The organism is Clostridium beijerinckii (assembly GCF_008705175.1).
Lineage (GTDB): Bacteria > Bacillota > Clostridia > Clostridiales > Clostridiaceae > Clostridium > Clostridium beijerinckii.
This window is the reverse complement of sequence record NZ_CP043998.1, coordinates 3,386,361-3,408,276: the sequence shown is the minus strand read 5'-3', so window position 1 is coordinate 3,408,276 and position 21,916 is coordinate 3,386,361. Positions and strand designations below refer to the sequence as shown.

Sequence of the window (21,916 nt, the reverse complement as noted above, 5' to 3'; positions counted from 1 at the left end):
GAAGTTTGAGAATGGAATATAACAGAGAGTTGCACACTGAAGAAATGACTTTAAATTTTGGACCACAGCATCCTAGTACCCATGGTGTATATAGAGCAATCTTTACTTTAGATGGTGAGCATATTGTAAATGTAGAAAATATCATAGGCTATTTGCACAGAGGTATGGAAAAGCTAGCTGAATCCAGAACCTATACTCAATTTATACCTTATACTGATAGATTAGATTATTTATCTGGAATGTTAAATGAGTTAGGTTACGTTCAAACAGTAGAGAAGCTTGCTGGGATTGAAGTTCCAGAAAGAGCAGAATACATTCGTATAATAATGGCTGAATTGCAGAGAATAGCAAGTCATCAAGTTTTTTTAGGAAGTATGGCTCTTGATTTAAATGGGCATACCCCTTGGATGTATTTCTTTAGAGATAGAGAAAAAGTTTTGGATTTATTCGAGATGGTTTGTGGTTCTAGAATGACTACAAATTATATGCGTATCGGTGGAGTAAGCTATGATCTGCCTGAGGAATTTATGCCTGGCTTAAAAAGCTTTCTTAATGATATGGATAAGAGCCTTATAGAGTATGAACGAATCATCACTGGTAATGAAATATTTCAAGCAAGAACTAAAGGTGTTGGAATAATTAGTGGAGAAAAAGCTTTAGCTTATGGTTTAACAGGTCCAAACCTTAGGGCTTCTGGTATAGACTTAGATTTAAGACGTGATGCGCCATATGGTATTTATGATCGTTTCAATTTTAAAGTGATTGTCGGTAAAGATGGCGATTGCTATGAAAGATGGATAATGCGTATTGGAGAAATGGAAGAGAGTATAAAAATAATTAAACAGGCGCTAGAGCAAATAAAAGAAGGTCCAGTTTTAGCTAAAGCTCCAAGGCTGATAAAACCGCCAAAAGGAGATATTTATCATCAAATTGAAGGCTCTAAAGGTGCACTCGGATATTACTTAGTAAGTGATGGGTCTGATAAACCTTATAGAATTCACATACATGGCCCATCTTTTGTTAATATAGGTGCCTTTCCTGAAATGGCGACTGGAAGCACTATTCAGGATGCTGTTGCAATACTCGCATCACTTGATCCTATATTAGGCGAAATTGATAGGTAGTTCAGGCGCATTCAAAAAATAACAAGTCCATTTGCCAGCCTATTTTCCATCATGGGAAGCTCGATTCTCATACGCTCACTGAGTAAGCGATTCACACCAAATCATAGATTTGGGTTCACTGCTCACATTGGCAAATTGACCTGATAGGCCTGCTATGAGGGCAACTTGTCTCCTTGCCTGATGAAAAATAATCATGGCAACTTTGAACTTGTTATTTATTTTCATGTGCCTTAGGAGGTAGAAATGGAGAATATATTTTTAAACATATCTAATTGGATTAAGGGTTTAACTTCGGCATTGGCAATACCAAATGCCTTTGTAAGTATTATTATGAGCTTAGTTTATTTTATTGGGATTGTAGCTTTTGTTTTATTAAATGCTATGTTTTTGATTTATTTAGAAAGAAAATTTTGTGGTTATCTTCAGCAGCGTCCAGGGCCTAATAGATTTGGGCCACAAGGAATATTTCAAAGTGTAGCTGACGTTGTTAAGCTTCTAGGTAAAGAAGATATTATTCCAGAAAAAACAGATAAATTAGTTTTTGTAATGGCATCATTGTTAGTTATGGTTCCTGCTTTATTAATATATGCTGTGTTACCTTTTGGAAAAAATATGGTCGCTGTAAATTTAAATTTAGGATTGCTTTATTTCTTAGCTATATCTGGAGTTTCTTCAATACCTATATTAATGGCAGGCTGGGGATCTAATAATAAGTATTCCATTTTAGGTGGGATGAGAGTAGTTGCTCAAATGATAAGTTATGAAATACCTATGATTTTTTCTCTTCTTGGAGTAGTTATGATAAGTGGTTCTTTAAACTTAACAGAAATTATAACAGCACAAAATAAAGTGTGGTTCATTTTTTTACAGCCTGTTGCATTTATTATTTATCTTATTGCCGCTACTGCAGAGTTAAATAGAGCTCCTTTTGACTTAGCTGAAGGAGAGCAGGAAATAGTAGCTGGTCCATTCACAGAATATAGCGGAATGAGATATGCGCTTTTTTATCTTGCTGAGTATACAAATATGTTTGCTATTTCGGCACTTACAGCTACTTTATTCTTAGGAGGAGCTAGTGGTCCGTTATTACCTTCTTGGATTTGGTTTATCCTAAAAACTTACGTAATAGTGTTACTGCTTATGTTAGTTCGTTGGACTTTTCCTAGATTTAGGTTAGATCATATGATGTCTTTAAACTGGAAATATCTTATTCCTATTTCTCTAATAAACATTTTACTAACTGGAATTGGTATTAAAATATTTCAGTTAGGTATATGAAAGAAAATAATAAGTCCATGATGCGATGTATATTTTCAGTCAGACACGGAAGTATTTTTATCTCATAGTGGGCCTATTAGGTAAAAATGCTGATGTAGTATGACTAGAAATAGACTAGCATGATGACTTATTATTTCTTGAATATGCCACAATTAGTTGAGAGGTGAATTTAATGTTTGGTAAAGGATTATTAAATGGTCTTAGAGTGACACTTGGACATTTATTTGAAAAAAATATTACTCAGCAGTATCCAGAAGAACATCCAAAGCTTCCATTGCGTTCTCGTTGTTCTTTTAAACTGGATTCAGAAAAATGTATTTCATGCAGCATTTGTGCTTTGAGCTGCCCGAATAGAGTTATTAATGTTGAAAGTTATAAAGATGAAAATAATAAAAAACATTTAACTAAATATGAAATGCAATTAGAATATTGTCTTTTTTGCGGACTTTGCGTTGAAAGCTGCCCAACTAAGGCACTTCAGGTTACTTCAGATTTTGAATTAAGTGCTTATAGTAGGGCTGAAACTAAGTTAACACTATTTGATGAATATTCAAAGAAGTAACAGGTCAGAATACTTTTTTGCATGATGAGAAACATGCATTATATTAATGACCAATATTTACTTCATATTCTTAACAAGGAGGATTTATAATGATTTCAGCTTTTGTTTTTTGGCCTATAGCATTTTTAATTATAGCTTTTGCTATAGGTGTCGTTCATTCAAAAAATATTATTCATAGTGCTTTATCAATGATTTTAACATTTATAGGTATCTCAGTAGTTTTCATTTTGCTACAAGCTGATTTTCTAGCTTTAGCACAGATTTTAATTTATGCTGGAGCAATTTCAATATTAATCGTATTTGCTATAATGCTTACACGAAAAAATGATATGAAAAACAGTAATCCCTTTAATAAATTAAGATGGACAGGTTTAGCATTTTGTTTAGGATTCTTTGGGCTTATTACACGTTTAATTTTACGTAGTAACTTTACGTATAAGAATTTAAATATAGAAAATACCATTAGTGCTATTGCAGATGGATTCTTTGGAAATTATATGATTCCATTTGAAGTTTCTGCATTACTTTTATTAATAGCATTAGTAGGAGCTATTATTTTAGCAAAAGGAGTGAAAAATTAGATGGTTGGTTTAGAAGGTTATTTAATACTCGCAGCAGCTTTGTTTTGTATTGGTCTTTATGGAGCAGTTGTTAAAAGAAATGTTATCAGCGTATTAATGTCAGTGGAAATCATGATGAATGCAGTCAATATTAATTTAGTAGCTTTTAATAGATTTTTAGCACCAGAAAAGGTTACAGGACACCTTTTTGCTATATTCGTTATTGTTGTTGCAGCAGCGGAAATTGCTGTAGGTTTAGCTATTATCTTAAATATTTATCGAAGTCTACCTACATCTAATGTAGAAGATTTCAATATTTTAAAATGGTAGGTGTTATGATGAGATTTATAGATTTGGCTTGGATGATTCCCATATTTCCTGCAATTGCATTTTTAATTATTGGATTTGTTACGAAGAAATCTAAAGGGATTAGTTCAGCAATTGCAATAGTTGGAATGTTTATTTCTTTTATATTTTCTTTAGGAGTTTTTTATGAGGTTATTACTTCAAAAGTTAGTATTAATCAACCTGTTGAATATGCTGTTTCGTGGTTGTCAGTTCCCCTTAAGATTGAAGTAGGAGTATTAATTGATCCACTTACAGCAATTATGCTTATAATTGTGACTTTTATAGGTTTATTGGTTGAAATATATTCTTTGGGATACATGAAAGGTGAAGATGGTTTTTCTAGATTTTTTGCGAATTTATCATTATTTAGCAGTTCAATGCTCGGACTCGTAATTTCTAATAACTATTTTCAAATGTTCTTTTTCTGGGAACTCGTAGGGTTATGTTCTTATCTTCTAATTGGTTTCTACTATGACAGGCCTTCAGCTGTAAAGGCTAATAAAAAGGCGTTTGTCGCTAACAGAGTTGGAGATTTCGGATTTTTAGTCGGAATGCTTTGCCTTTTCATGGCTTTTGGAACTTTTAACTTTAGAGAACTAGCCGCAAGTATTCCATCATATCAAGATGTTGTTTATTTAACTATAATAGCATTATTAATTTTTGCAGGACCAGTAGCAAAGTCAGCTCAATTTCCACTTCATGTTTGGCTTCCAGATGCCATGGAAGGACCAACACCAGTAAGTGCATTGATTCATGCAGCTACTATGGTTGCAGCTGGAGTATATCTTTTAGCGCGTGGTTATATATTATTTTCTTCTTTACATGAAGTAAGTTTAGTAATTGCGTACATTGGTGGAATAACTGCATTCATGGCAGGTACAATTGCAATAGTTCAAAGAGATTTAAAAAGAATATTGGCTTTTTCAACTATGAGTCAATTAGGATATATGGTTATGGCAATGGGAGTAGGCGGATTTACTTCTGGAATGTTTCATCTTACAAGCCATGCATTTTTTAAGGCATTATTATTTTTAGGTGCAGGTAGCATTATTCATTCTATTGGTGTACAGGACATTTTTAAAATGGGCGGCTTAATTAAAAAAGTGAAACTTGTAAGCATAACTTTTATAATTGCATCTTTATCACTAGCTGGAATTCCACCTCTATCAGGCTTTTTCAGTAAGGATGAAATTTTAACTGTAACTTATGAGCATGGATATATATTTTTATATTACTTAGGTTTAATTACAGCGTTTTTAACAGCATTTTATATGGCTCGTTTAGTTTTAATAGTCTTCTTTGGAGAGGAAAGAGAAAAACATTATGTCCATAAAATTCCTTGGTGCATGACTGTGCCATTAATCATATTATCAGTTTTCTCAGTATTTTATGGTTTTATAAATGAAACTTTTGCTTCATTTATATATTTTCAAACCTCTCAAATTCCAGAAGCAAATTTAATGGTTATGAGTGAATCAGTAGCAGCAGCTTTTGGTGGAATACTACTAGGATGGCTTATTTATGGTAAGAAAGTAATATCAGGTGAAGCTCTTAGTGTGAAGTTTAAACCAATACATCAATTTCTTTTTAATCAATATTATATAAATGAACTTTATCAATGGATATATGAAAAAGTAGTTTTAAATATTTCTTATCTTTTTAATTGGTGTGACCGCAAGATTGTAGATGGAATTTTTGACAATACTACTTCTTTGATATGGAGAATGGGAGCTAAACTTAGACTTATTCATTCAGGAAGGGTGCAAAATTATGCTCTAGTCTTTTTCATAGCAATTGCTTTAATAATTTTATGGCTCACAGCACCGATTTTAGGAGGGATGTAGATGCAATTTCCGATATTAACATCAATATTATTAGCACCCATTTTGGGTATAATCATAATACTTTTCTTGCCAGGAACTAAGAAAAAGGAAATAAAAGTTACTGCAGCAATTGTTACGTTTATTTCATTGTTGCTTTCGATTATAGCTTTTGTTACTTACAATAAGGAAATGGGAGGGCTTCAATTTCAAGAAACCTATTATTGGGTACCTGCCTTCGGAATTAATTATTCTGTGGGTGCGGATGGTTTAAGCATACCTTTAATATTGCTTACTGCTATCGTTATTTTTGCAGGTGTTTTTTCATCATGGAAAATGGAAAAAAGAATAAAGGAATTTTTCATTTTCCTGCTTTTACTAGTTGCAGGTGTTTTTGGAGTATTTATTTCAAGAGATTTATTTTTATTCTACGTATTTTTTGAAATAGCTGTTATTCCAATGTATATATTAATTGGAGTTTGGGGAAGTACAAGAAAAGATTATGCTGCAATGAAACTTACTTTATATTTATTAGTAGGAAGTGCATTTATTCTAATTGGAATTATTGCGACCTTTGTATATGCTAATAATTTAGGAATAAGAAGTTTTGATATACAAACTCTTAGTACTATTGAGTATAGCGCCAGCTTTCAAAAATTTACTTTTTTCCTAATGTTAATAGGTTTTGGGATATTAGTCCCTATGTGGCCTTTTCATACATGGTCTCCAGATGGACACGTGGCTGCACCAACAGCTGTAAGTATGCTTCACGCAGGAGTTTTAATGAAGCTTGGTGGTTATGGAATTATCCGTGCAGGTGTATTTTTATTTCCAGAAGGTGCAAAGTACTGGGTTCCTTTAATTGCAGTATTATCCATAGCTAATATACTATATGGAGCTATGGTAGCCATGGCTCAAAAGGATTTAAAATTTGTAATTGGTTATTCCAGTGTAAGTCATATGGGGTACGTACTACTCGGAATTGCTTCATTAAATTTTGAAGGAATAGACGGAGCTGTAGCTCAGATGTTTGCCCATGGTATTATGACTGCATTATTCTTTACTTTAATAGGTAATATTTATTATCAAGCTCACACAAGAGAAATCGCTAAGTTTGGTGGTTTAATACATCAAATGCCAAGAGTGGCAATTGGTTTTATAATTGCTGGTTTTGCATCATTAGGATTACCAGGACTAAGCAACTTTGTTGCTGAATTTCTAATATTTTTAGGATCCCATGATGAGCCAAGAAAACTATTTTCAATAATACCTTTTAAAGCAATTTCAATAATGGCTATTCTAGGAATTGTTATTACGGCTGCTTATATATTGAAGGTGGTTCAAAGCACTTTCCTTGGCCCAAGAAAAGAAGAATGGGATCATTTAGAAGATGCAAAAGGGGTGGAAATGGTACCTATAGTTATGCTTGCAAGTGTATTAATATTTTTTGGTTTATTCCCATCACCACTAATTGATCTTATTCATAGTGGAGCAATGTCACTTATGGGTAAGATATCAGATATAGGAATGATAATGGGGGGATTTTAATTATGAGTTATATAGTTGAACTTTTAACTGCAGCTTTATGTCTTGTACTTTTGATAGCAAGTTTATCACTGCAAAGGTATAAAGAAAAACTTAGTTTATTTACAGGAATATGTCTATTTATAATTTTAATAGTATCATTATTTAGTGAGGCACTATTGAATGGGAGTCAGTCACAATCTCTTTTTGGTGGAGCTTATATTAATGATCCTTTTAGTACTTTTTTTAAACAGCTTTTCTTGATAGCTGCAGTATTAACAGTGTTAATTTCTAGAGATCATCTAGTTTCAAAACAAGGAGAGTTCTATGCATTAATTGTGTCTGCGCTACTTGGAATGATGATTATGGTATCATCGGGAGAACTCATTGCAATATATATAGGACTAGAATTAATGACTATATCATTTTGCGTTTTAATTGCTTATAAAGGTGATGATAAATCAAAAGAAGCAAGTTTAAAATACCTTATTTTAAGTGCAATGTCTTCAGCAATTTTCTTGTATGGATTAAGTTTAATATATGGGATTACTCAAACAACGGCTATTAAAGAAATTGCAGAAGCACTGGTGACAGGACAGATAGCACCATTAGAAATACTAGGCGTGATATTTTTAATTGCAGGTTTTGCTTTTAAAATAGCCATTGTTCCTTTTCATATGTGGGCTCCAGACATTTATGAAGGAGCACCTACTTCGATTACAGTATTTTTAGCGGTAGCATCTAAAACAGCAGGTTTAGCAGTTTTATTAAGATTATTTATGACTGGAATGTCATCTGTGTCTAACTACTGGATTGATTTAATAATAGTATTATCTGTTATAACTTTAGTGCTTGGAAATTTAGTTGCTATTCCCCAAACTAATATTAAAAGGCTGCTTGCTTACTCAAGCATTTCACAAGCAGGTTATTTTTTACTAGGGATTATTGCGAATTCAAGTCTTGGCATCGCATCAATTTTGCTTTATAGTTTGTTTTATCTGTTTGCAAACATGGGAGCATTTGGAGTTGTAATTGCAGTTTCAAAGGCAACAGGAAGTGATCAAATTAAAGATTATGCTTATTTAGCTAAAAGATCACCATTTTTAGCTGCTGTTATGCTTATCTCCTTACTTTCTTTAGCAGGAATTCCACCTTTAGCAGGATTTATAGGCAAGTTCTATTTATTCTTATCTATAATAGAAAAGGGACAGATATGGTTAGCATTTTTAAGTATTGGTATGAGCGTTATATCAGTATATTACTATCTTAAAGTTGTTAAGGTTATGTATTTTGGAGAAAGTCCTACTAAACTTGAATCAATTCCGGTATCCATAAGTACAAAATTAGCATTAACTATATCTATGACAGTACTTGTTATTCTTGGAATTTATCCTAGCCAAGTAGTAAATGTAGTTTTGTCAGTATCTAAAGCATTTTTATCCTAATATAAGAATTACTAAAAATTCTATTTTGTAATAATCATTATCTTCATAATTTCTACATAATTTTAATGTACAATAAGAATCATTTTCAAATGATAGATAGTAGGAAGGATGAGGAAAATGGTTGCTACAATATTAATAATTGCAGTTATTGCTTTTATAGTTTTTAGAGTATTCAAAGGCGGTGGAGGATGCTGCCATTAAGGATGTACTTCAAAATGATTTTTTTATCATTTTGAAGTACTTTCTTTTATTAAGTGTAACAGAATTTGAAATTTAAAATAATAAAAGAACTTATTGGAGGAATAATTTTTAGTTAAATTATTAAATATATGATAAAGTAATATTAAAATTAACTATATGGGGGGAATATTATGAACAACATTTTAATAATTGAAGATGAAAAAAGCGTATCAGACGTTGTAAAAGCATATTTGGAAAGAGAAGGATATGGGGTGTATTCCACTGAAAATGGATTAGATGGAATTGAAGTTTTTAGAAAAGAAAGGATTGATCTTGTAATTTTAGATTTAATGCTTCCAGATATTGATGGTGAGGAAGTTTGTAAGATATTAAGAAAAATATCAGATGTATATATTTTTATGCTAACTGCTAAAAGTACATTAAGCGATAAAATTGAAGGGTTAAATATTGGAGCAGATGAATACCTAACAAAACCATTAAGTCCAAGAGAACTTACTGCGCGTGTAAATGCATTGTTCAGAAGAGTAAGAACAAGAAAAGAAAATGTACTTTCTTTTAATAATAACAAATTAATAATTGATTTTGATAAGAGATTAGTTAAATTGAGTGGAGAGGAAGTAAGTTTAACTCCAAATGAATTTGATATATTATATATTTTATCTTCAAATCAAGGAAAAGTATTTACACGGGAAGCAATAATAGAGAGAGCTTTTGGAATCGAATTTGATGGTTCAGACAGAAGTATAGATGTTCATATCAAAAATTTACGTAAGAAAATTGAAGAAGATACCAAGTCTCCTCGATATATAGTTACTGTTACAAAAATTGGTTATAAATTTGGTGATGAAGTATGAAGCAAAGTATTAGGGGGAGATTGAGTTTTATTATAATATTTTGCGCAGTAGCTACCGTATTATTATCAGCTTTATTAGTAAATATAACTATAACGAATACATTCAATAAGTATATGGAAAATATACAAACTCAAAGAAATACAAGGTTAGTAGAATATTTTCAACAAGTTTATAAAAGTGATGGTGGATGGAATATTACTTCGGGGGAAGAAATGATGCATGAAGCGTATATGAGTAATTACTGTTTAAGTCTTTTGGATGATAATAAAAAAGTTGTATGGGAAATGAACCATGAAGATATACAAAATAAAAATCATATGACAGTAAATGGCAAGGAAGAAACCGGAGTGTATACTTCCAATACTTTTGATATAAATGTAAATGGAAAAACAGTAGGTTATATTATTGTCGGACAGTATTCGCCTGTTCTGCTTTCACAGGAAGATATAAGCTTCAAGGGACAAATTAATAAGAGTATTGTATTTAGTGGAGTATTAACACTAATAGTAGTAGCATTGATAAGTCTTATTATATCAAAGCAATTTTCTGAACCAATAAAGGAAGTTTCAAAAACTTCTGTAAGTTTATCAAAAGGAAATTATAATTCTAGATCAAATATAAAAAGTAATATTGAAGAAATTCGGAATTTAACTGAGAGCATAAATGATTTAGGTGAGAAATTAAATAGTCAGGATGTATTAAGAAAGCGTCTTATTTCAGATATATCCCATGAAATTAGAACTCCATTAAATGTATTACAAAATAATTTAGAGGCAATGATAGATGGAATTATACCTGTAACTACTGATAAACTTAATAGCTTAAATGATGAAGTAATAAGATTTGGCAAGCTTTTAAATAATTTGAATTCATTAAAACAAATAGAGTCAGATGAAATAGTGCTTAAATTAGGAAGGGTTAATATAGGGGAGCTTATTTCAAATGTAATTAGTGATTTTAATATTGCTGCTGATGAAAAAAATATAAAGTTAATTATTAATAAAGAAGAAGGTAAAAATTTTATTGTAGTAGGCGATTACGATAAATTGAAACAAGTATTTATAAATCTTATATCTAATGCAATTAAATTTAACAATATAAATGGAACTGTATGGGTCAATATTAGTAGCGATATAAACTCAGTTATCATTAAAATTAAGGATAATGGAATTGGAATTAAAAAAGAAGATTTACCTTATGTTTTTGAAAGAATGTATCGTGGAGATAAAAGTAGACATAAAATTGAGGGAAGCGGAATAGGTCTTACACTTGTAAAGAAAATATTAACTTTGCATTCTGGAACAATAGATGTAGAAAGTAAGGAAGATAAGGAAACTGTATTTACAGTATGCATAAACAAAAGTAATTAATACATAAATTTTTATCACAAACTACATAAAAAAAGAAGGTATCTATAAACACTTTAAAAAGTGATTTTAAGATACCTTTTTTGTTTTTTGAGAATTATTAAATTGACATTTATTTCCTTAAAATATAGATGATTTATTATGTTTTAATAATAGCATATAACTACCAATATAATTTGACAGAAATTTCATATATCATCCTTATAGAATCTTCATAACTTTTTATTATACTTTACTATATAATAAGCGACTTTTTTCTGAAATAATATATTTATAATTATAGAGGTGACAAGCATGAATATTATAAGAAAAGTTAATAAAGCAATATATAAATGTTTAAACAACAGAAAATATGTAAGATTATTTGCTATAGGTGCAATTATTCTATTATTTAGTACTATTGTATCAAGTTTTGATATGAGTGAAAAATTAAAACATAACTTATCAGTAAATAAAGCTAATGCATCTCGCTTAAATATAGCTAATGCGTCTATTGAAAATGGGGTTCTGGTAGTAAGAATAACAGTAGATAATAATGGTTATACCCCTGATGTTATTTATGTTCAAAAAGATATTCCTGTTAAGTTGATATTTGAAGGAGATCAACTTAATTCGTGTAATAATGGAATAGTATTACCATCTTTCAATATAGATAAAGATTTCAAATCAGGAGAAAATATAATAGAATTTATCCCCAAAGATGAAGACATAGAGTTTAGTTGCTGGATGGGAATGATAAAAGGAATAATTAAAATTATAGATAGCATTGAGTCCATAAATGAGACCGAAAAATTTTAATAGAAATTCAGATTTTATTGTGAAAGTTATGTAATATAAGCACTAATTATATAGAGGATTACATTTATCCTGATAATTAGATTTTAATTAATATTTAAAATTTATTTTTATCTACACAATATCTTCATAACATTTATTTATAATGTATTTACAGGGAGGCGATAGTGATGAAAAGCTATAGTTTACGTTTTAAACAAGAAAATATGCTTTGTCATAGGTGTCTAATGAATGTTGTAAAAACATTAAGCTCCATTCAAGGTTTATTAGGAGTTGATGTTAGTTTAGAATCAAAGAAAATTAAAGTAATCTATAGAGATAAAGAGATATCAAGAGATGATATTAAAGAAATAGTAAATAGATCAATTTTAAGTGGTAAAGTAGTTAAGCTTAAACATTAATTATAATGAGAATATGAGGGGGAATTTATTATGAATTGTCATGGAAATAATAAAAATGAAGGAAATAAAAAACATAATCCAATAAAGCATATGTTAATGATGGTGCTTTGTTGTGGATTACCGTTTATAATTGTAGCAGCACTTCCTTTTTTAAGTGTTGGAACAGGTCTTAAAGCAGCTATAGGTGGGATAGCACCTTTCATATGTCCAATAATGATGGTACTTATGATGGGAATGATGTTTAAAGGAAAGCATGGAAGCTGTTGTAGTGAGAAGAAAGAAGTTAATGAAAATCAAAACAAAATAGAGCAATAGGCTAATAAAAAAAGAGGTTAATCAGTATCGTATGTTACTATTAACTTCTTTTTTAGTTAGAGAAATAAATAAAGAATGAACAGTTATTAGATTGGTTTTGGGTATAATAAAAGGTAATTTACAAATAATAGATTAGGTATTTAAAATATCTAAATATTATTTGTAATTCAAATTTAACATAATATAAAATATATTTAATAAAAGGGAGTGAATGAAAATGAGAACAATAACATGGGTATTGGTTGTTGCAGCTGCTATAAGATTAGGAATAATAGGTTTTTTGGGAGATGATTTCATAGGGCTTGCCTTTGGTTCTGCACCTGTAACAATGTCTTGGCTCGATCGGATAGTTTGTGGCATTGTTGGTATAGCAGGGATATATGCAATTTATTTATTATTCAAAGGAACGAATAGTGAAGTAGCCTAGAAGGATAAGAAAAGTAACACAATCATTTTAAATATGTTTAAGCAAAAGTACCATGGATATGTAAAAGGCTCAAGTGCTGTAAAAGCTAAAATTTGAGTCTTATTTTATTTGAATTGATTATAAGAATGTTGTAAAATAGCAGATAGTAATCAAGATAGTACGTGATAAATAGATGGCATTTAGAAATTAAGATTTTAAGTTAGAATATTAATAAAGGAGAAATCCATGTTCAATATAAATGATGTAGTGGAGATCTTGAGAAATAATAGCTCTATTGCGATACCTATAAGTCTAATAATAAGTATAGGCATTTCCCTTGTTGGTATATTACCGTCAGTATTTATAACAGGAGCGAACATAGTTTTCTTCGGGCCTATTAATGGCTTTTTCATATCTCTGTTAGGTGAAGCAATAGGAGCATATATTACTTTTATTATCTATAGATTAGGTTTTAAAAGGAAGATTGAAAAATTCACAGATAGAAATAGGTTAATTTCTAGAATAGTTAAAAGTGATGGAAGAGAGGCGGGGCTACTAATATTTCAAGGAAGAATCATTCCATTTATACCATCAGGAATTATAACACTTGCAGCATCAATAAGTAGTGTTGATAGTACAATATTCACTGTTGCAACATTGATTGGAAAGGTTCCATCTATAGCGTTAGAGGCACTTGTTAGCTATGACATAATTAATATTTACGATAATTGGATAAGGCTAGGCATAACATTTATTAGTCTAATAGTTATTAAATTTACAATTGCAAAGAAAAAAGATTATTAAGTAAAAATGAATTAGAATAATCTCAGATTAGAGAGTTCTAATTCATTTTTTTATTAAAGCCGGTTATTTATCTAGAGTTTTGATATAGGCTTTCATTTGGTCGATATTCATGGCACCAACATGCTTAGAAACTATAATTCCGTCTTTATCAATAAAGTATGAAGTAGGAATTGAAGTTATGTTATATTTTGTAGCTACACTTTGATCAGGGTCTATAAGTACCTTAAAGTTATATTTGTTACTATCAATAAATGATTTAACAGTATTTAATGGCTCACCGATTTCTACAGAAACTATAACTAAGTCACTATCCTTTGTTTCTTGATATAATTTTTCTATCTCGGTCATTTCAGCTTTACAGGGGGGACACCAAGTTGCCAAAAAGTTAAGAAACACTTTCTTGCCTTTTAAATGGTTAATCCCCAATATATATAAGTCAATAATTATCATAAGTAAAATTATTATATAAAAAAGATATGAAGATTATATGTATTTTTGATAACTTATTATTAAAATAAAAAAAGTTAAATTTACATGGTGTGAAATTTATTATATTAGACAGCGTAAAATTAGGGAATTAGAAATTGAATATATTATTATGAATTGGAATATTCTTCATAAGTTCTTCATAATAGAATGGTATTATTTGAGTTGTTAAAAGTTAATATTTTAAGAATGATTTAGAAAACAAAATAATGTGTGTATTCAATTAGGAAATAACATATAAACTGAGGAGGAACAATATGAAAATATTTAATAATTTAAAACTTGCACAAAAACTTATATTTTGCTTCTTATTAATTTCATTCCTTATAGGGATCATTGGATTTAAAGGGATATCAGAAATAAAAAAAATAAATGCAAATTCAACCTCTATGTATGAAGATAATTTGAAACATTTAAAAACAGTTGAGGAGTTAAAAGCAAACTTTCTACAGATACACTCAGATTTATTAGCGCTTTTAACAACAAAAGATGCAGCTAAAAAACAGGATATTGAAAGTGAAATAGAAAAATTAACAAATGAAGATATGATGATTTCCGAAGAATTTAAAAATGCAGGTGAAACAGGTGAAGAAGAAAAATTATTAACAAATTTTATAAAGCTTCACGAAGAATATATGATGTCACGTAAAGATTTTATGGATTTAATAAATGCCAATAGATATGATGAAGCACAAACGGCTTTTCAAATGGTAACTGAGGCTAGGGATAAGACTTTTGATAGTATTAATAAAATAATTGATTCAAATATAAAAGAAGCTGAAAATGCAAATAATGTTAATAATTTAATATTTAAGAATTCGTTTAATTTAATGATTGGTATAGTTATATTCGGTTTCATATTTGCAATTTTACTTGGAGTTTTGATTTCAACATTAATATCAAAACAAATAAATAAGGTTTTAGTATTTGCGGATGCTCTAGGTAGAGGTGATTTAACTCAGAGAATAGATTTCTATTCAAAAGATGAAATAGGAAAAATATCAAATGCTTTAAATAAAGCTGCTGAAAACACTAGAAGTCTTATATCAACAATAATTTCAAATTCTAGCAGTATAAAAGAATCAAGTGAAGAAATCTATAACACTATAGAAGGAATTTCTACAAAAATGAACAATATTAATGAAGCTACAAAGGAAATAACAACTGGTACAGAAGAATTGAGTGCAACATCACAAGAAGTAAATGCATCAATTGAAGAAATAACTTCAAATTCTATTGAGTTATCAAATAAGGCAAAGGATTGCGATCAAGCTTCTAATGATGTTCAGATACGTGCCTCAGAAATAAAAGATAAGGGATTAAAATCAATAAATATTTCTAAGAAAATATATAAAGAAAAGCAAGAAAATATATTAAAAGCAATAGAAGAAGGAAAAGTTGTTGAAAAAATTAAAGTAATGGCTGATTCTATAGCAAATATAGCATCGCAAACAAATCTTTTAGCATTAAATGCGGCCATTGAATCGGCAAGAGCTGGTGAAATGGGAAAAGGTTTTGCTGTAGTAGCAGATGAGATACGCAAGCTTGCAGAACAGTCAGCAGAGAATGTTTCAAACATAAAAGAAGTTATTACCCAGGTAAACAATGCCTTCAATAATCTTTCGAATAACACTCAAGAGATATTGGCGCATATTGATAATAATGTAAATCCAGATTATGAGCTTTTTTTAGAAACTGCTTTTAAATATGAAAAGGATGCAGTCTTTATTAAATCTATGTCAAAAGAAATTGCAAATGGTACAAATCAAATACTTAGTTCTATAGAGCAAACTAGTGCTGCAATAGAAACAGTTTCGTCTACTGCTCAGCAATCGGCAGAAAGTTCAGAAGGAATATTAAATAGTGTAGATGAAACAACTGCCGCAACTCAAGAAGTTGCGAATTCTGCACAAAGGCAAGCTGAATTATCTGAAGAACTTAATTTCTTGGTACAAAAATTTAAAATATAGATAATATGTTGTATAAAAATATAAAGGGAATGGTACTATCGCAGTAGGAAAAGGACCTACCCAAGTTTACATTGAATCAGATGATAAATATTCATTCTTAGCAAATCAAGGAACTGAAGATGCACCATCAAATACTGTTTCAAAGATAGATATGTCAACTAAGAAAGTAGTTGCAACAATAGAAACTGGAAAAGGAGCTCATGGAGTAGTAGTTAGCCCTGATAATAAATATGTTTATGTTACTAATATGTATGATGGAACTGTAAGTGTTATTGACAATAGCACAGATAGGGTTATTAAAACTATAAAAGTAGAAGGAGAACCAAATGGAATAAGCTACAGGTAATTAATATTCTAATGAGAATAAATTTAATTTGAGTTAATTAAATTTAGTAATTTATGCAATCATAATTTATAGTTCTTAATATATAAAAAAGTGTATTGAATTCTAAAATAATTAGTTTTCAATACACTTTTTAGTATCTTTTATGATTTATACTTTTAAAAATTTAATTAAAGACCAGAAGCTTCCTACACTTCCAATTAAAATCCCAACTAATATAAACTGCCATTGGAGGGTTTGCGTAATATAAGATGGTGATATTAAGTTTATTAAAAGTAAAATTTCATTTATCTTTATAAAAACTAGTTTATAGAGATAGTATATTAATATATTTGAACATATGGCTCCAAACAAACCAATAAGTGCACCTTCAATAATAAGCGGCCATCTAATAAACCAATCAGTTGCTCCAACAAATTTCATTATTCCAATTTCTCTACGTCTTGAGTAAATAGCTAATTTTATAGTATTACTAATAAGGAATATAGAAACTGATACCATTAATATGAATAAAGCAATTCCAATCCATTTCACGTTTTTGGATATTGAAATTATTTTATTTGTAAATTCCTGATCATTGCCAATGGATTCTATACCAGGCATATTTTCGATTGCGCTTATCACTTGATGTGATATTTCAGGATTTTCTAGATCTATTATAAATGAATTAGGCAGCGGATTATTGGAAGAATCATAATTATTTAATAAAGAAGTATTATCTTCAGAAACCTGTTTATTAAACTTTTCTAAAGCCTTTGATTTATCTTCAAATTTAACACTTTTGATACCAGAAATATTATTTAACTTTTGCTCTAAGTTTTCTTGATCTTTATTAGTGATACTATCATTTAAAAATACTTGTATTTGAACCTGTGATTCAACATTGCTCATTCCTATATTTATATTTTGCATTAATAGTATTGAAACTCCCATTATAAATAAAGTTGCAGTTACTGTAATAACTGATGCTATACTAATGGTTCTATTTCTATTTAAACTCTTTAATGCATCAATAATATAATATTTGAAGGTATTAAAATTCATTATCGTAAGTCCCCCTAAGTTCATCTCTTATTATAGTTCCATTCTCAATAGCAATAACTCGCTTCCTCATTGAATCAACGATATCTCTTGCATGAGTAGCCATAAGTATTGTAGTACCGTTTTTATTAACATTGTCGAGCGTGTCCATTACTCCCATTGCAGTTTCAGGATCGAGATTTCCTGTTGGTTCATCGGCAATTAAAATATTAGGATCATTCACTATAGCTCGAGCAATTGAAACTCTTTGCTGTTCACCGCCTGACAATTGGCTTGGAAATGACCTAAATTTATCAGATAATCCAACTAGTGATAAAGCCATAGGTACCTTCTTTTTTATATCTTTAGTACTGACACCAATAACCCTTAATGCAAAAGCTACATTTTCATAGACATTAAGAGTTGGAATTAGTTTAAAATCTTGAAATATTACACCTATCTTTCTTCTGTAAAACGGTATTTGATTCTTATTTAGATTGGTTACATCAGTATCATTTAATATTAACTTACCATGTGTCGGCTCAATTTCTTTAAAAAGCATTTTTATTATTGTTGATTTGCCAGCACCACTTGAGCCTACTAAAAAAGCAAAAGCACCTTTTTCTATAGTTAAGTTAACATTTTTAAGAGCCAAGGTGTTATTGTCATATACTTTAGTAACGTCTACAAATTTAATCATTAGTAATCCTCCAATTAGATGTTAGTTAAATATACTTGTGTGTTTTTGTAATATTATAACTTATTATTATGAAGAAATTATGTGTTTCCTTATGGAATGTATTCCTTTATATGAATCTACATAATTTCTACACAATTTTAGTGTAGTATAGGATTGAATTTACAAAAGAGAGACAAGTATTACTCTATAAATAAAAGAGAATATACTCTATAAATAAGGGAGCGATATAAGTGAAAAAAACAATTAAAACGGTTATGCTTGCAACAGCATTAGTGATGATTACTCAAGTTTCAGCATTTGCTGCACCAACATCTAACCAAGCACAAACTCAATTGGAGCAAAATAAAAATTCTTTAAAGGAATTACAAGATAAACGACACAAGCTTGAAGCAAGCATTGAAGAGTTGGATAATCAAATCGAAGATTATATGATGAAGATTGAAGCAAATAAGAAGAACATAATTGGAATGGAAAACGATATCAAAACAACAAAAAAGCAAATTACTCAGGTTGAAAAAGAAGTAGAAGCTAAGCAAGATGTATTAGATCAAAGAGTAAGAGCTATGTACATAAATGGGCAGTCTAACTATCTAAAAATCTTATTGGAATCTGAAAGTTTCAGTGATTTAATAACAAGAGCTGAAGCAATTAGAAAAATAATTGGACTTGATAAACAAGTAATAAGTGATTTAAATGATAAGAAGTCAGAAGTAGAAAGTAAAAAAACATCTCTTGAAGTTAAGTATAATGATTTGCTTGCATTAAAAAGCGAAAATGAAGACAAGCTTATAAGTCTAAATACAAATATAGCAGATCAAAAGAAGCTTATTCAAGAGGCCAAAGATCAGGAAAAATTATTTGCATCAAAAGTAGATGAATCTCAAGTGCAAGTAAGCGCAACTATGAATCAAGTAAATAAAATAAGAAATGAAGCACCTAGAGTTACTAATGCATCGAGAGGCGCAAAATCTGCACCCGTTTCTGATAATAACATAATAGCATATGCTTCAAATTTCTTAGGAACTCCTTACCTGTGGGGAGGAACAAGTCCTTCTACAGGATTCGATTGTTCTGGTTTTACACAATATGTATATGCACACTTTGGTATTAGCCTTGGAAGAACAACTTATGACCAAATAAATGATGGATATGAAGTTTCAAAATCCGAACTACAGCCTGGAGATTTAATATTCTATGGTAAGGGCGGAAATCCTACTCATATGGGAATGTATGTAGGGAATGGGACATATATTCATGCGCCGAGAACAGGTGATGTAATAAAAATATCATCAATAGATAGACCAGATTATATTACAGCAAGAAGAGTTAAATAAGCTAATATTTTTAGCCATTAGAATAGAAAATATCAAATTTTAAATTAAGATATTGTAGTTGGAGGTATGAATGATGGTCATTGAAGTAGCAATAACGGTGGTAGTAGTTTTATTTGTTGCGCATATTCTTTATCACAAAGTAATAAAAAAAGCTTCAGGGGGATGCTGTTGTAATAAAGATGGTAAGTCCAAGAAAAAGTGTAGTAAATAGTTTTATAGTTATTTTAAATTTGTAGGAAGGAAGTTAATAGTATGAAGGAACTGTTTAGTTTTGGCCCAATACATATATACTTTTTTGGACTAATGATAGCAGTAGCTGCAATTACAGGCGGAGCATTTGCAATTAAGCAAGGGGAAAAAAGAGGAATAAATGAAGACATAATATTTAATCTAATTTTTATTGTTGTTATAGCGGGTGTATTAGGAGCTAGATTATTTTATATTCTTTTTTATAATCCATCATTTTATTTTAGTAATCCAGGAGAAATATTTAAAATAAATGAGGGTGGGTTATCTATACACGGAGGAATTGTTTCCGCTGTGCTTGCAGGATACATATACTCTATTAAGAGTAAGATATCATTTTTAAAACTTGCAGATATTGCAGTGGTGGGGATTGCATTGGCTCAAGGTATAGGTAGAGTAGGCTGCGATGTATTTGGCAAACCAATGGCAAACATAATGATATGGGGGATTAACTATAATGGGCAACTGCTTCATCCTGCACAAGTATATGAGTTTATTTTAGACTATATATTATTTATAGTTCTATGGAGAAGAAGTTACAAGAAAAAATTTGAAGGTGAATTATTTATAATTTACTTAATCGCTTTTGCCATAATAAGAGGTATTGTAGAATTCTTTAGAATAAATCCTGTTATCTGGGGTCCGTTTTCAATTTCGCATTTATTAAGTCTTGCTTTAGTTATTATAGGATTAGCCATTTATATATTCTTATCCAAGAGGGTCGCAGGAAACGATAGGATTTATGTGGAAGAGAATAAAGTAAATTTAACAAGTTCAATAATTATTTTAATTGCATTGGTGGTAATATCTGTATTTGTATTTTATTTTGTGCAAGGATAACTAATGAATTGTGTTTGTGTTTCAACTAGAGGTAAATAAAATATTATAAAGTTAAAGAGCTCTAATAAAATTTTGGTTTTTATTGGAGCTCTTATTATATTTTTAATGCCAGAGGTTACGGGTGACACTGACTAAATTTGAATTACATATAGCAGATCTGAAAGTAATTATTATTTTGATTATTTATAAAATTATCTTCATAATTTCTACACATGTTCTTTGTATACTCTCTAAAGAACAGTAATTCAATTATATAAAAATTAAAATAAATAATTATACTAAAAGATTAGATTATTGAGAGGTGGTGAGGTCATGTCAAATTTTATAAAAGCTAAAAATGCTGTGAGTAAAGAGCTTTATGAAGTTGAGATGATTTTAAAAAATATTGGAAAAGATTTTAGTTCGGGTTCAACTCAAGAGATATTTGAATATTTCTTTAAGGTTCCAGGAAAATATCTTCGTCCTAGTTTGATAATACTTTCAGCTAAAGCTATAAATCCTGAAATGACTATAGATGAGAGAATGCAATTAATTAATTTATGTGTAGCAATTGAGCTAATACATAGTGCTAGTTTGGTACATGACGATATAATTGACAATGATTTATTTCGCCGTGGTCAAAAGACGTTAAATAATATATATGGTAGAAAGATAGCGGTTCTCGCAGGGGATGCCTTTTATGCTAAAGCATTTTCAATATTATTAAAACTACCAACAAATGATGCAGAACAAATAATTACACAAGTTATTGAAAAAATGTGCGTTGCAGAAATTGAACAAGCTCAAAATCATGAAATTACAAAGCAGGATTACTTTAACATAATAGAAGGCAAAACTGCATCCTTTATGGCTGCCTGCTGTAAGCTTGGAGCAAAAACAGTTAATGCAAAAGAAGAAGAAATTGAAGCCTTGGAAAATTACGGCTTAAATTTAGGAATGTTATATCAAATCATTGATGATTGCACAGATGGTGATTCTAACGCTACTAAAAATAATATAACGGTTGAAGATGCTAAAGAGTTTGCTTTAAAAGCTGAACAAGCAATTAAAAATTTAGAGACTTCGGTTTATAAGGATAGCATGAATAGTCTTTTAAATCATATACTTGAATCTTCAAATAAGAAAACAAAAAATGCTTAATCTTAAATTCATAATAAATATCACAAGGGAGAT

General features: G+C 29.9%; 24 protein-coding genes. 21 read left to right on the top strand and 3 right to left on the bottom strand.

Features of this window, described 5'->3' with window-relative positions; genetic code table 11:
• Positions 1-11 precede the first annotated feature (11 nt).
• The 15 genes from F3K33_RS15250 to F3K33_RS15180 all read left to right on the top strand — a co-directional run bounded on the left by F3K33_RS15250 (position 12) and on the right by F3K33_RS15180 (position 13,804).
• The gene (locus tag F3K33_RS15250; RefSeq protein WP_039771501.1) at positions 12-1,124 is read left to right on the top strand and encodes an NADH-quinone oxidoreductase subunit D; all 1,113 of its coding nucleotides are present in this window, start codon (positions 12-14) and stop codon (positions 1,122-1,124) included.
• Between the two features lie 243 nt (positions 1,125-1,367).
• Entirely contained in the window at positions 1,368-2,402 is a 1,035-nt protein-coding gene (gene nuoH / locus F3K33_RS15245; RefSeq protein WP_039771499.1) for an NADH-quinone oxidoreductase subunit NuoH, read from the top strand.
• 172 nt (positions 2,403-2,574) lie between these two features.
• Positions 2,575-2,964 (top strand): NuoI/complex I 23 kDa subunit family protein, encoded by a 390-nt coding sequence (locus F3K33_RS15240; RefSeq protein WP_039771498.1) that lies wholly within the window; start codon positions 2,575-2,577, stop codon positions 2,962-2,964.
• 89 nt (positions 2,965-3,053) lie between these two features.
• Positions 3,054-3,545 (top strand): NADH-quinone oxidoreductase subunit J family protein, encoded by a 492-nt coding sequence (locus F3K33_RS15235; protein WP_023975551.1) that lies wholly within the window; start codon positions 3,054-3,056, stop codon positions 3,543-3,545.
• On the top strand, positions 3,546-3,854 hold the full coding sequence (nuoK, locus tag F3K33_RS15230) for an NADH-quinone oxidoreductase subunit NuoK (RefSeq protein WP_012059181.1): 309 nt from the start codon (positions 3,546-3,548) through the stop codon (positions 3,852-3,854).
• Positions 3,855-3,862: 8 nt separating this feature from the next.
• Complete coding sequence (gene nuoL / locus F3K33_RS15225; protein ID WP_308463435.1) at positions 3,863-5,716, top strand: NADH-quinone oxidoreductase subunit L; 1,854 nt, start codon at positions 3,863-3,865, stop codon at positions 5,714-5,716.
• Positions 5,717-7,240, top strand: a complete 1,524-nt coding sequence (locus tag F3K33_RS15220) for a complex I subunit 4 family protein (RefSeq protein WP_039771495.1) — start codon at positions 5,717-5,719, stop codon at positions 7,238-7,240.
• Between the two features lie 2 nt (positions 7,241-7,242).
• Positions 7,243-8,661, top strand: coding sequence for an NADH-quinone oxidoreductase subunit N (locus tag F3K33_RS15215; protein ID WP_023975548.1), 1,419 nt, complete (start codon positions 7,243-7,245; stop codon positions 8,659-8,661).
• Between the two features lie 371 nt (positions 8,662-9,032).
• Positions 9,033-9,716 (top strand): response regulator transcription factor, encoded by a 684-nt coding sequence (locus F3K33_RS15210; protein ID WP_039771490.1) that lies wholly within the window; start codon positions 9,033-9,035, stop codon positions 9,714-9,716.
• Positions 9,713-11,086 carry a sensor histidine kinase gene (locus F3K33_RS15205; protein WP_023975546.1) on the top strand — a complete coding sequence of 458 codons (1,374 nt, stop codon included), beginning with the start codon at positions 9,713-9,715 and terminating at the stop codon, positions 11,084-11,086. The genes F3K33_RS15210 and F3K33_RS15205 overlap by 4 nt, the downstream gene beginning before the upstream one ends.
• Positions 11,087-11,377: 291 nt before the next feature.
• Positions 11,378-11,881, top strand: a complete 504-nt coding sequence (locus F3K33_RS15200) for a hypothetical protein (RefSeq protein ID WP_039771486.1) — start codon at positions 11,378-11,380, stop codon at positions 11,879-11,881.
• Positions 11,882-12,048: 167 nt separating this feature from the next.
• On the top strand, positions 12,049-12,279 hold the full coding sequence (locus F3K33_RS15195; RefSeq protein WP_012059175.1) for a heavy-metal-associated domain-containing protein: 231 nt from the start codon (positions 12,049-12,051) through the stop codon (positions 12,277-12,279).
• A gap of 30 nt (positions 12,280-12,309) precedes the next feature.
• On the top strand, positions 12,310-12,594 hold the full coding sequence (locus F3K33_RS15190) for a hypothetical protein (protein ID WP_039771484.1): 285 nt from the start codon (positions 12,310-12,312) through the stop codon (positions 12,592-12,594).
• A gap of 217 nt (positions 12,595-12,811) precedes the next feature.
• Positions 12,812-13,021 (top strand): DUF378 domain-containing protein, encoded by a 210-nt coding sequence (locus F3K33_RS15185; RefSeq protein ID WP_012059172.1) that lies wholly within the window; start codon positions 12,812-12,814, stop codon positions 13,019-13,021.
• Positions 13,022-13,246: 225 nt separating this feature from the next.
• Positions 13,247-13,804: a TVP38/TMEM64 family protein gene (locus tag F3K33_RS15180; protein WP_039771482.1), complete on the top strand. Its 558-nt coding sequence runs from the start codon at positions 13,247-13,249 to the stop codon at positions 13,802-13,804.
• Between the two features lie 63 nt (positions 13,805-13,867).
• Here F3K33_RS15180 and F3K33_RS15175 read toward each other — a convergent pair whose 3' ends face one another.
• Positions 13,868-14,200, bottom strand: coding sequence for a TlpA family protein disulfide reductase (locus tag F3K33_RS15175; protein ID WP_039771480.1), 333 nt, complete (start codon positions 14,198-14,200; stop codon positions 13,868-13,870).
• 347 nt (positions 14,201-14,547) lie between these two features.
• On the opposite strand from F3K33_RS15175, the gene F3K33_RS15170 reads away from it, so the two are divergent.
• Together F3K33_RS15170 and F3K33_RS26800 are read left to right on the top strand one after the other, a co-directional pair.
• Positions 14,548-16,260: a methyl-accepting chemotaxis protein gene (locus F3K33_RS15170; protein WP_039771478.1), complete on the top strand. Its 1,713-nt coding sequence runs from the start codon at positions 14,548-14,550 to the stop codon at positions 16,258-16,260.
• 151 nt (positions 16,261-16,411) lie between these two features.
• Positions 16,412-16,606, top strand: coding sequence for a YncE family protein (locus tag F3K33_RS26800; RefSeq protein WP_039771476.1), 195 nt, complete (start codon positions 16,412-16,414; stop codon positions 16,604-16,606).
• Between the two features lie 147 nt (positions 16,607-16,753).
• Here F3K33_RS26800 and ftsX read toward each other — a convergent pair whose 3' ends face one another.
• Positions 16,754-17,647, bottom strand: a complete 894-nt coding sequence (gene ftsX / locus F3K33_RS15160; protein ID WP_039771473.1) for a permease-like cell division protein FtsX — start codon at positions 17,645-17,647, stop codon at positions 16,754-16,756.
• A complete protein-coding gene (gene ftsE / locus F3K33_RS15155) occupies positions 17,637-18,323 on the bottom strand; it encodes a cell division ATP-binding protein FtsE (RefSeq protein ID WP_039771470.1) in 687 nt (228 codons plus the stop codon). The genes ftsX and ftsE overlap by 11 nt, the downstream gene beginning before the upstream one ends.
• Before the next feature lie 230 nt (positions 18,324-18,553).
• Between ftsE and F3K33_RS15150 the strand changes: the two genes are divergently transcribed.
• The 4 genes from F3K33_RS15150 (at position 18,554) to F3K33_RS15140 (ending at position 21,883) form a co-directional block, all read left to right on the top strand.
• Positions 18,554-19,657 carry a C40 family peptidase gene (locus F3K33_RS15150; RefSeq protein ID WP_039771467.1) on the top strand — a complete coding sequence of 368 codons (1,104 nt, stop codon included), beginning with the start codon at positions 18,554-18,556 and terminating at the stop codon, positions 19,655-19,657.
• A gap of 70 nt (positions 19,658-19,727) precedes the next feature.
• A complete protein-coding gene (locus tag F3K33_RS26415) occupies positions 19,728-19,868 on the top strand; it encodes a hypothetical protein (RefSeq protein ID WP_155715492.1) in 141 nt (46 codons plus the stop codon).
• A 41-nt stretch (positions 19,869-19,909) separates the two neighbouring features.
• On the top strand, positions 19,910-20,743 hold the full coding sequence (gene lgt / locus F3K33_RS15145; protein ID WP_039771465.1) for a prolipoprotein diacylglyceryl transferase: 834 nt from the start codon (positions 19,910-19,912) through the stop codon (positions 20,741-20,743).
• A gap of 312 nt (positions 20,744-21,055) precedes the next feature.
• On the top strand, positions 21,056-21,883 hold the full coding sequence (locus F3K33_RS15140) for a polyprenyl synthetase family protein (RefSeq protein ID WP_039771463.1): 828 nt from the start codon (positions 21,056-21,058) through the stop codon (positions 21,881-21,883).
• The last annotated feature ends 33 nt before the right edge of the window (positions 21,884-21,916 follow it).

Bases quoted from the DNA above. Each gene is read 5' to 3' on its own strand.
- F3K33_RS15250 (WP_039771501.1), top strand. From the start codon at position 12: ATGGAATATAACAGAGAGTTGCACACTGAAGAAATGACTTTAAATTTT.
- nuoH (WP_039771499.1), top strand. From the start codon at position 1,368: ATGGAGAATATATTTTTAAACATATCTAATTGGATTAAGGGTTTAACT.
- F3K33_RS15240 (WP_039771498.1), top strand. From the start codon at position 2,575: ATGTTTGGTAAAGGATTATTAAATGGTCTTAGAGTGACACTTGGACAT.
- F3K33_RS15235 (WP_023975551.1), top strand. From the start codon at position 3,054: ATGATTTCAGCTTTTGTTTTTTGGCCTATAGCATTTTTAATTATAGCT.
- nuoK (WP_012059181.1), top strand. From the start codon at position 3,546: ATGGTTGGTTTAGAAGGTTATTTAATACTCGCAGCAGCTTTGTTTTGT.
- nuoL (WP_308463435.1), top strand. From the start codon at position 3,863: ATGAGATTTATAGATTTGGCTTGGATGATTCCCATATTTCCTGCAATT.
- F3K33_RS15220 (WP_039771495.1), top strand. From the start codon at position 5,717: ATGCAATTTCCGATATTAACATCAATATTATTAGCACCCATTTTGGGT.
- F3K33_RS15215 (WP_023975548.1), top strand. From the start codon at position 7,243: ATGAGTTATATAGTTGAACTTTTAACTGCAGCTTTATGTCTTGTACTT.
- F3K33_RS15210 (WP_039771490.1), top strand. From the start codon at position 9,033: ATGAACAACATTTTAATAATTGAAGATGAAAAAAGCGTATCAGACGTT.
- F3K33_RS15205 (WP_023975546.1), top strand. From the start codon at position 9,713: ATGAAGCAAAGTATTAGGGGGAGATTGAGTTTTATTATAATATTTTGC.
- F3K33_RS15200 (WP_039771486.1), top strand. From the start codon at position 11,378: ATGAATATTATAAGAAAAGTTAATAAAGCAATATATAAATGTTTAAAC.
- F3K33_RS15195 (WP_012059175.1), top strand. From the start codon at position 12,049: ATGAAAAGCTATAGTTTACGTTTTAAACAAGAAAATATGCTTTGTCAT.
- F3K33_RS15190 (WP_039771484.1), top strand. From the start codon at position 12,310: ATGAATTGTCATGGAAATAATAAAAATGAAGGAAATAAAAAACATAAT.
- F3K33_RS15185 (WP_012059172.1), top strand. From the start codon at position 12,812: ATGAGAACAATAACATGGGTATTGGTTGTTGCAGCTGCTATAAGATTA.
- F3K33_RS15180 (WP_039771482.1), top strand. From the start codon at position 13,247: ATGTTCAATATAAATGATGTAGTGGAGATCTTGAGAAATAATAGCTCT.
- F3K33_RS15170 (WP_039771478.1), top strand. From the start codon at position 14,548: ATGAAAATATTTAATAATTTAAAACTTGCACAAAAACTTATATTTTGC.
- F3K33_RS26800 (WP_039771476.1), top strand. From the start codon at position 16,412: ATGTCAACTAAGAAAGTAGTTGCAACAATAGAAACTGGAAAAGGAGCT.
- ftsX (WP_039771473.1), bottom strand. From the start codon at position 17,647: ATGAATTTTAATACCTTCAAATATTATATTATTGATGCATTAAAGAGT.
- ftsE (WP_039771470.1), bottom strand. From the start codon at position 18,323: ATGATTAAATTTGTAGACGTTACTAAAGTATATGACAATAACACCTTG.
- F3K33_RS26415 (WP_155715492.1), top strand. From the start codon at position 19,728: ATGATGGTCATTGAAGTAGCAATAACGGTGGTAGTAGTTTTATTTGTT.
- lgt (WP_039771465.1), top strand. From the start codon at position 19,910: ATGAAGGAACTGTTTAGTTTTGGCCCAATACATATATACTTTTTTGGA.
- F3K33_RS15140 (WP_039771463.1), top strand. From the start codon at position 21,056: ATGTCAAATTTTATAAAAGCTAAAAATGCTGTGAGTAAAGAGCTTTAT.